The 6,736-nt window shown below is 61.8% G+C and carries 3 protein-coding genes; 1 reads left to right on the top strand and 2 read right to left on the bottom strand.

Features of this window, described 5'->3' with window-relative positions; translation table 11 throughout:
• A partial coding sequence (locus F8N21_RS29640; RefSeq protein ID WP_191624436.1) for a transglycosylase domain-containing protein occupies positions 1 to 583 on the bottom strand: 583 nt, incomplete at its 3' end.
• Between the two features lie 323 nt (positions 584 to 906).
• Between F8N21_RS29640 and F8N21_RS29645 the strand changes: the two genes are divergently transcribed.
• Entirely contained in the window at positions 907 to 1,200 is a 294-nt protein-coding gene (locus tag F8N21_RS29645; RefSeq protein WP_150645506.1) for a hypothetical protein, read from the top strand.
• Positions 1,201 to 1,420: 220 nt separating this feature from the next.
• Here F8N21_RS29645 and F8N21_RS29650 read toward each other — a convergent pair whose 3' ends face one another.
• A complete protein-coding gene (locus tag F8N21_RS29650; RefSeq protein ID WP_150645507.1) occupies positions 1,421 to 6,322 on the bottom strand; it encodes an alpha-2-macroglobulin family protein in 4,902 nt (1,633 codons plus the stop codon).
• Positions 6,323 to 6,736 lie beyond the last annotated feature (414 nt).

Genomic DNA, 6,736 nt, shown 5'->3' on the forward strand with positions numbered 1-6,736 from the left:
GGTGACGGTCTGGGCGCAAGCGGCTCGGCGCCTGGGGCAGAACCGCCAGCAGCGCCGCTTCGGCGTGGGTCAGCTGCTGCGGTGATTTGCCCAGATAGGCCCAACTGGCCGCAGCCACGCCTTGCAACGTGCCACCGAACGGCGCGCGGTTGAGGTACAGGCTGAGGATCTGATCCTTGGACAGATGCCATTCCAGTTGCGCGGTGCGCCAGAGTTGCCGCAGCTTGCCGAACAGCGTGCGCGAGTGGGGATCGAGCAGCCGCGCAACCTGCATCGACAGGGTGCTGCCCCCCGACAGGACACGGCCGCCAGTAAGGTTCTGCCATGCGGCCCGGCCGAGCGCCAAGGGGTTCACACCGGGGTGTTGGTAGAACCAGCGATCTTCGTAGGTCAGCAGAGCATCGAGGTAATACGGCGAGACCTGGCGGGTCTCCACCGGATAGCGCCATACGCCATTGGCATCGGCGAAGCGCCACAGTGGCGTGCCGTCTTCGGCCAGCACTACTCGCGCCAGGTCGTCCTGGGGCAAGGGCAGCGGCCAGAGGCGGTCGGCGAGCCAGAGCAGCGCGAGCAAAAGCAACAACCCAGCCAAGGACCGACGCGCCCACTTTATCCAGCGAGAACCCTGTGGGAGCGGCGGTGCGGCGATCCGACTTGCCCGCGAAGGCGTTCTGCCTGATACACAGAGTCGTCCCCATCGCAGGCAAGCCAGCTCCCACAGGGATAGAGTCCTGCCTGACATACCCTGCTGTCCCAATCGCTTGCAAGCCAGCTGCCACAGAGATCGAGTAACTAATCGCAAATTCAAACCGGCAAACCTCTATGCTTCACGGAACTCGCCAGCGCACATAATTGCCCAAGCTTCAGCTCAGGCATCCACCCCCACTCTCTCATCAGGACGCACACATGCAGGTAGAAAGCTTTTTCGAATGGCTCGGCCAGGCGCTCGGTTCGGTCATTCGGTTTATCGTCGATGGGCTCAGCGGGTTGTTCAATATCCTGGCTAACGCCGGCAGCAATTTTGTCGATGGGCTATCCCGCACGCTCGGCATGGACCCCTCGATCATCAGCATCATCGCGCTGATCGTCGGCCTGATGCTGTTGTACTCGGCCATCCGCGCCTTTATGCGGGCTTCGATCATCATGGGGATTATCTGGCTGATGTTGGGGTTGTGGTTGTTGAGCTGGATTATTCATTGAACCAAATCATCAGGTAGGCGCGATCTGTGGCGAGGGGGCTTGCCCCCGCTCGGGTGCGCAGCAGCCGCAAAACCTGTGAATGCGGTGAGCCTGACAAAATGTGATTGCAGGTTTTAGGGCCGCTTCGCGCCCCAACGGGGGCAAGCCCCCTCGCCACAGCAAGCCCCCTCGCCACAGCAAGCCCCTCGCCACAGGTTCTGCGCTTTGCTCGAAGTCCCGATTACCTTCCCTTGATCACCATCTGCGGCGGCGTTTCACCCACTGCCTGCCAGTTCGGCCGGTACATCGACTCCACTTGCGGCGGTGGTACCCGGTAGGTGCCCGGTGTGACGGCTCGCGCCAGGTACAGCAGGTGAGTGGTGCCGTAGCCATCCAGGTTCATCGCCGCGACATAGCGGTCATCGCGAAATTCCTGATGCTTGAGGCTGGCGTTCTGCATTGACTCGCGCCATTCCTTGACCTTGCTGCTGGCGTTTTCCAGGCTCGCGGCGCTCTGCGCCAGATTCTGGTTTTCCAGCTCCAGGCCCGCCGGCAGCAAGTCCACCACCAGGGCGTCCGGCACTCGCTGTTTGGCGCTGACCGCCAAGTGCACCAACACCAGATCACCGCTGGCCAAGGCCTTGAGGTTCAACGGCTGGCCACTCATACCCAGGTACTCGCGACGAATGCTCAGGTTCTCGCCACCGGCGACCGGCGCCTTTAATGGATAACCGGAAAGGGTCAGTTGCTGATACACCGGCTCGCCGCCTTCATTGTGCAAGGACAGCGGCGAAGCCAGCAATGCACCTTCGAGTTTCAGGCCTGGCTGGTTATTGCTCAGCTCACGGGTTTTACCACCACTGTTCAATTGCGCAGTCCAGCTGGCTTCCGGTTTGCCGAGCAAGCCACGACCGGCGAGGAACAACGAGTTGCGCTCCTGAGTCGACAGGTATTGGCTGGCTGCCATCTGATCGGACAGCTCGAACAGACGCTCCTCACGCTTGCCCTTGGCCAGATCGTTCTCCTCCAGCAGGGCCAGAATCAGCGCCTGATCGCGCAACGGGCTGCCGTAATCGGCGAGCCAGTCCTTGCTGTTGCGTGATGCCGCCAGCCCTTCAATCAAGGCCTGACCGGCACGCGGCTGATCGCCCATTTTCTGCAAGGCAATCGACAGTTGCACCAGCGGCAAACCGGAACGTGCATCAGTGCGACGCTCGTACAGACTGCGCAGCGCGCCCAGGGGCGCCTGTTGGCTACGGGCCAATACCAGACCGGCATAAGCTTGCACCGCAAAGCGCGTGTGCTCGGCATTTTCGCTGTAGTTCACTTCTATCAGGTTGCGCTCCTGCAGATAACGCAGCAGCCGCTCGCTGGCTTTTTTCAGCGCCTCGGGCGGTACCGCGAAACCTTGCTCGCGAGCACGCAACAGGAAGTCGGTGACATAGGCGCTCAGCCAGTATTCTTCTTCACCGTCAGCGCCCCACAGACCGAAGCTGCCGTTATAGCGCTGCATGCCCAGCAGGCGTTCGATACCCAGTTCGATCTTGCGCTTGCGCTCGGCATCCGGTTCGCCTTCCAGGCCGAGGCGTTTGAGGCTGGCGGCGTCAGCATAAAGCGACGGATACAAGCCGCTGGCGGTTTGCTCCAGACAACCATAGGGATAGGCCTTTAGCGCACGGATTTGTTCGCCAAGGTTCAGCGGCGGCCGGCTCGACAGGCTGAGCAAGGCTTCACGCCCGGCGGGTTCGAAAGCCGCCAGTTCAGCTTCCGGCAACTCCCACGGCTGATCCTTGAGCACTGCACGGTAGTGTTTGAGCATCGCCGGAAATGCCGGACGCACGCCCAGGGTCCACTCGCGGGTAAAGGGTGGCAGGCTCTCACCCGGCAGATCGAGGCCATCGACCAGCACCTTGACCTTGCCCTGGCCCAAACCACCGAGCGCCTGCACCGGAATCTGCAGGGTCATGCGTTGCCCCTTAGTCAGTTGCACGCTGTGGCTCGCTTCACCGAGCAGGTCCAACTGGCCTTCGGCACTCAGCTGTACCCTCAGTTGCTGCGCTGTGCCCGAGAGGTTCGACAGGTCCAGCGCCAGGGTCGTCTGGTCACCACCGGCGAGGAAACGCGGTGCCGAGAGTTCGGCAATCAGCGGCGCGGCAATCACCGTTTTACCTTCCGCCATGCCATAACGATCGTCGGTCCAGGCCTGGGCCATCAAGCGCAATTCACCGTTGAAGTCCGGGATGTCGACGCTGACTTCGCCCTCACCCTGCTCGTTCAGGGTCACCGGTGCGCTTTGCAGGGCAACGATGGTCACGCTGGTGTCCGGTCGCTTGCCGCCCTTGGCCAGCGCCGCGTCACCACCAAACGCCAGACTGGCCAAACGGCCCTGCCCGGCCTCGATCAGCTGCCCATAGATATCCAGCTGGTCGGCACCGTAGGCTTTGCGACCGAACAGGCTCGAGTACGGGTCCGGGGTCGGGTATTCGGTGATATTGAGGATGCCCACGTCCACCGCGGCCACCAGCACGTGCACCTGTTTTGGCACGCTGCCGTCGGCATTTTTCGCCTGAACCTTCACCGTCAGCGGCTGTTTCGGACGCATTTTTTCCGGGGCATCAAGGGTCAGACCGAGTTTGCGCCGAGTCCTGTCCAAGGGCAGATGCAATACGCCGACCGCACGTTTCGGGGTGATGTTGGCCTTGCGCTCACCGGGACGAATCACCAGTGCGCTGATATACAGGTCATGCCGCGACCATTGCGGATCGAGCTTGACCGCGAAGCTTTTGCCTTCGGCCGGCACATCGATTTCCTGCCACCACAACGGGCCGTCGGCGGACTCCACCAGCAGATAGCCCTGGCCGGCAGCCGGTGGAGTGACGGTCACATTGGCCGTATCGCCATCGGCGTAGGCGGGTTTATCCAGCGCCAGCTTGACTTGATCCGGACGCACTGCGCCGCCTTCGGCGTTGTCCTGGGAGCGGTAGCCGGCCCAGAAGCGCAAGCTGCTGACCAGACCGGTCTGCGGGTCTTCGACTTCGACGCGGTACGGGCCCCACTCCACCGGGAAGCTGACTTTCGCGGTATCGCCAGCCTTGATGCTGAGGGTTTCTTCGTCAAGGTTGAGGAATTTCTCGTTGAAGTGATAACTCCAGCCATCGTTCTCCGAATAGTTCCAGTAATAGTCGCGGCGCTCACGCACCAGGCGCACCTTGAGGTTGTCCGCCGCCAGTTTCTGGCCTTCGTTGTTGGCCACCAGCAACTCGAACTCGACCGGGCCGTCGCCATCGGTTTCTTCGCCCTTGAACAAGGCGCGCAGCCCCGGCAGACGATCCGCCGGCCATACCGGCTGGACCACGCGACGGGTGATCGGACGGCCACCCGACTCTTGCAGGCTGGCCTGCACGATCAGTTGCAGGGGCGACCTGGCTTCGGCCCATTTGCTTTCAAGGGAGATAAATGCTTCTCCATTGGCGTCCAGCGCGGTTTCGTCCAGCTCCAGATCCTGACTCAACTCTTGTTCGGTGACCGAGCCGAACTGATAACCCGGCAAGGCTTTCACCGCCTCTCGCAGCGGACGCACATAGACCTGGCCGCTCAGGCGATTGCCCGAGGCCGGGGCGCCGTAAAGATAGCGGCCGTTGACACTGATTTCGGCGGTGTCAGCTGGTTTGATCGGTTCATCGTGGCCTTTGAGTTCAAGGGCCAGACGCTCGGGCAGGAAGTCCTCAACGAGGAACTCATAGAGTTGCGGCTTGCCGTCGCCCAGATCGAACACCAGTTGCCAGCGCCCGGTCGGCGCTTCGCCGGCCAGTTGCAATTGATATTGATAGAGTCCGGACGCATCGGCATCCCAGACGAACTTGCGGCTGACCTGCTCATCCGGCCGACGCACTTCGACACTCACTGGCTGCGGTTTGATCGCGTTACCGTCCTTGTCCCGCAGCAGGGCGTTGAGCAGCACGGTTTCCCCCGGGCGATACAGATCGCGCGGGCCAAACACGAAGAATTGCAGCGGGTGGGCCTGCGGCCCGCCGATATCGAATTCGGCCAGGTCCAGTGCGGCACTGTTCAGACGCAGCATGCTGGTCTGCTCACCCTGATGAGCCAACAGCACTTCGGCCTTTTTCGGTAGCGGCAACTCGGCGTGGCCGTCCTTCTCGGTCTTGCCCTGGCCCACGACCCGACCGTTGCTGTCGAGCAGTTCGAGACTGACGTCAGCCAGGGCTTTGCCACCCTCCAGCGCTTGCGTGAAGACGTCCAGGCGATTCTGGTATCGGTGCACCGACAGGCCGATATCACTCAGGGTGAACAGGGTTGCCGGTTGCGAGTAGTTGTAGGTGCCGGAAGCGCGCATTACCGCCAGGTAAACCCCGGGCTGTTGCAACTGTTTGAGACCGGCGATCGGCAGCAACAGGGTTTCCCGGGTGTTGCGCGCAGGGTTGAGGTCGAAACGGCCGCCGTAGACCAGCTCGGCCATCGGCAGCAGTTCGCGCGATTCATAACTTTGCAGACTGGTGCTGCGGCCCCACTGGCTGAGAAATGCCGGGAGTGCCTCGGGTTTGATGCGGAAGAATTCGACGTCGATCTTGTCGACGTTCAGCGCGATCACCGGCAGACCTTCGGCCAGACGGGTCGGCAGCAAGGTGCCACGACTGGCGAAGCCTACGGTAGGTTTCAGGTCGCGGGTTTCCAGGCGGCTGACGTACTCGGCGGCGAGCGTGGCATCGTTGACCCCGCGCAACCCGGCATCGACGGTCAGCACCAGTTTGCGCTGCGGCTCGAGGTGACGCAGACGCAGCTCCATCAGGTTGTCGGAGAGTTCCCAGGCGCCATCGAGCTTGCCCGTTTTGCTGTCCACCAGGTGCAGTTTTTCGGCGAACTTCTGCTCCGGGTCCAGCGGCACCGAAAAACTCACTGACAGCGTGCTGGCGCCGTCGAGCTGAACCTCGGAGACGTCCACCACGCTTAGCTCACGGCCGGTATAGCGCTGTTTCAACCCAGCGACATCCGGCAGTGCATTGACCTTCAGCACGCTGACCACCGCTGGGGGCGCGGCGACGGTCGATGCCTTATCCGAGGTCGACGAATCGCAAGCGCTTAGCAGCACCAGCGCACAGGCCAGGAACAATCCTTTGTTAAGCATGAGGCACTCGTTGGCAGGGGTATCGAAGGGTTGAACTATATCTCACTGGCGCGAAACCGGCTGAGGCGCTGGTAACATTGAGTGACGGAGGCCGGGTAGTTCTGTTAATTGCAGCACTGAGTTCAACTGTGGCGAGGGGGCTTGCCCCCGTTGGGGCGCGCAGCGGCCCTGAAATCTGTAAGCCGGTTCTGCCAGGCACACCGCATGTATAGACTTTACGACCGCTTCGCGGCCGAACGGGGGCAAGCCCCCTCGCCACAGAAGGCATAGGTATCTACACAACTTTGAAATCTGTGAAGGACTACGCCCGTAGCAGCTGCCGAGCCTGCGAGGCTGCGTTCGGCCGCGAAGCGGTCGTAAAATCAGGCAACACGCTTTTTCAGGTAAACCGCGGGCATAGGATTTGCGACGACT

The sequence above is a fragment of the Pseudomonas fluorescens genome, assembly GCF_902497895.1.
Classification (GTDB): Bacteria; Pseudomonadota; Gammaproteobacteria; order Pseudomonadales; family Pseudomonadaceae; genus Aquipseudomonas; species Aquipseudomonas fluorescens_BP.

Excerpts from the sequence above, each read along its gene's own strand:
- F8N21_RS29650 (WP_150645507.1), bottom strand. The coding sequence starts at position 6,322 with ATGCTTAACAAAGGATTGTTCCTGGCCTGTGCGCTGGTGCTGCTAAGC.
- F8N21_RS29645 (WP_150645506.1), top strand. The coding sequence starts at position 907 with ATGCAGGTAGAAAGCTTTTTCGAATGGCTCGGCCAGGCGCTCGGTTCG.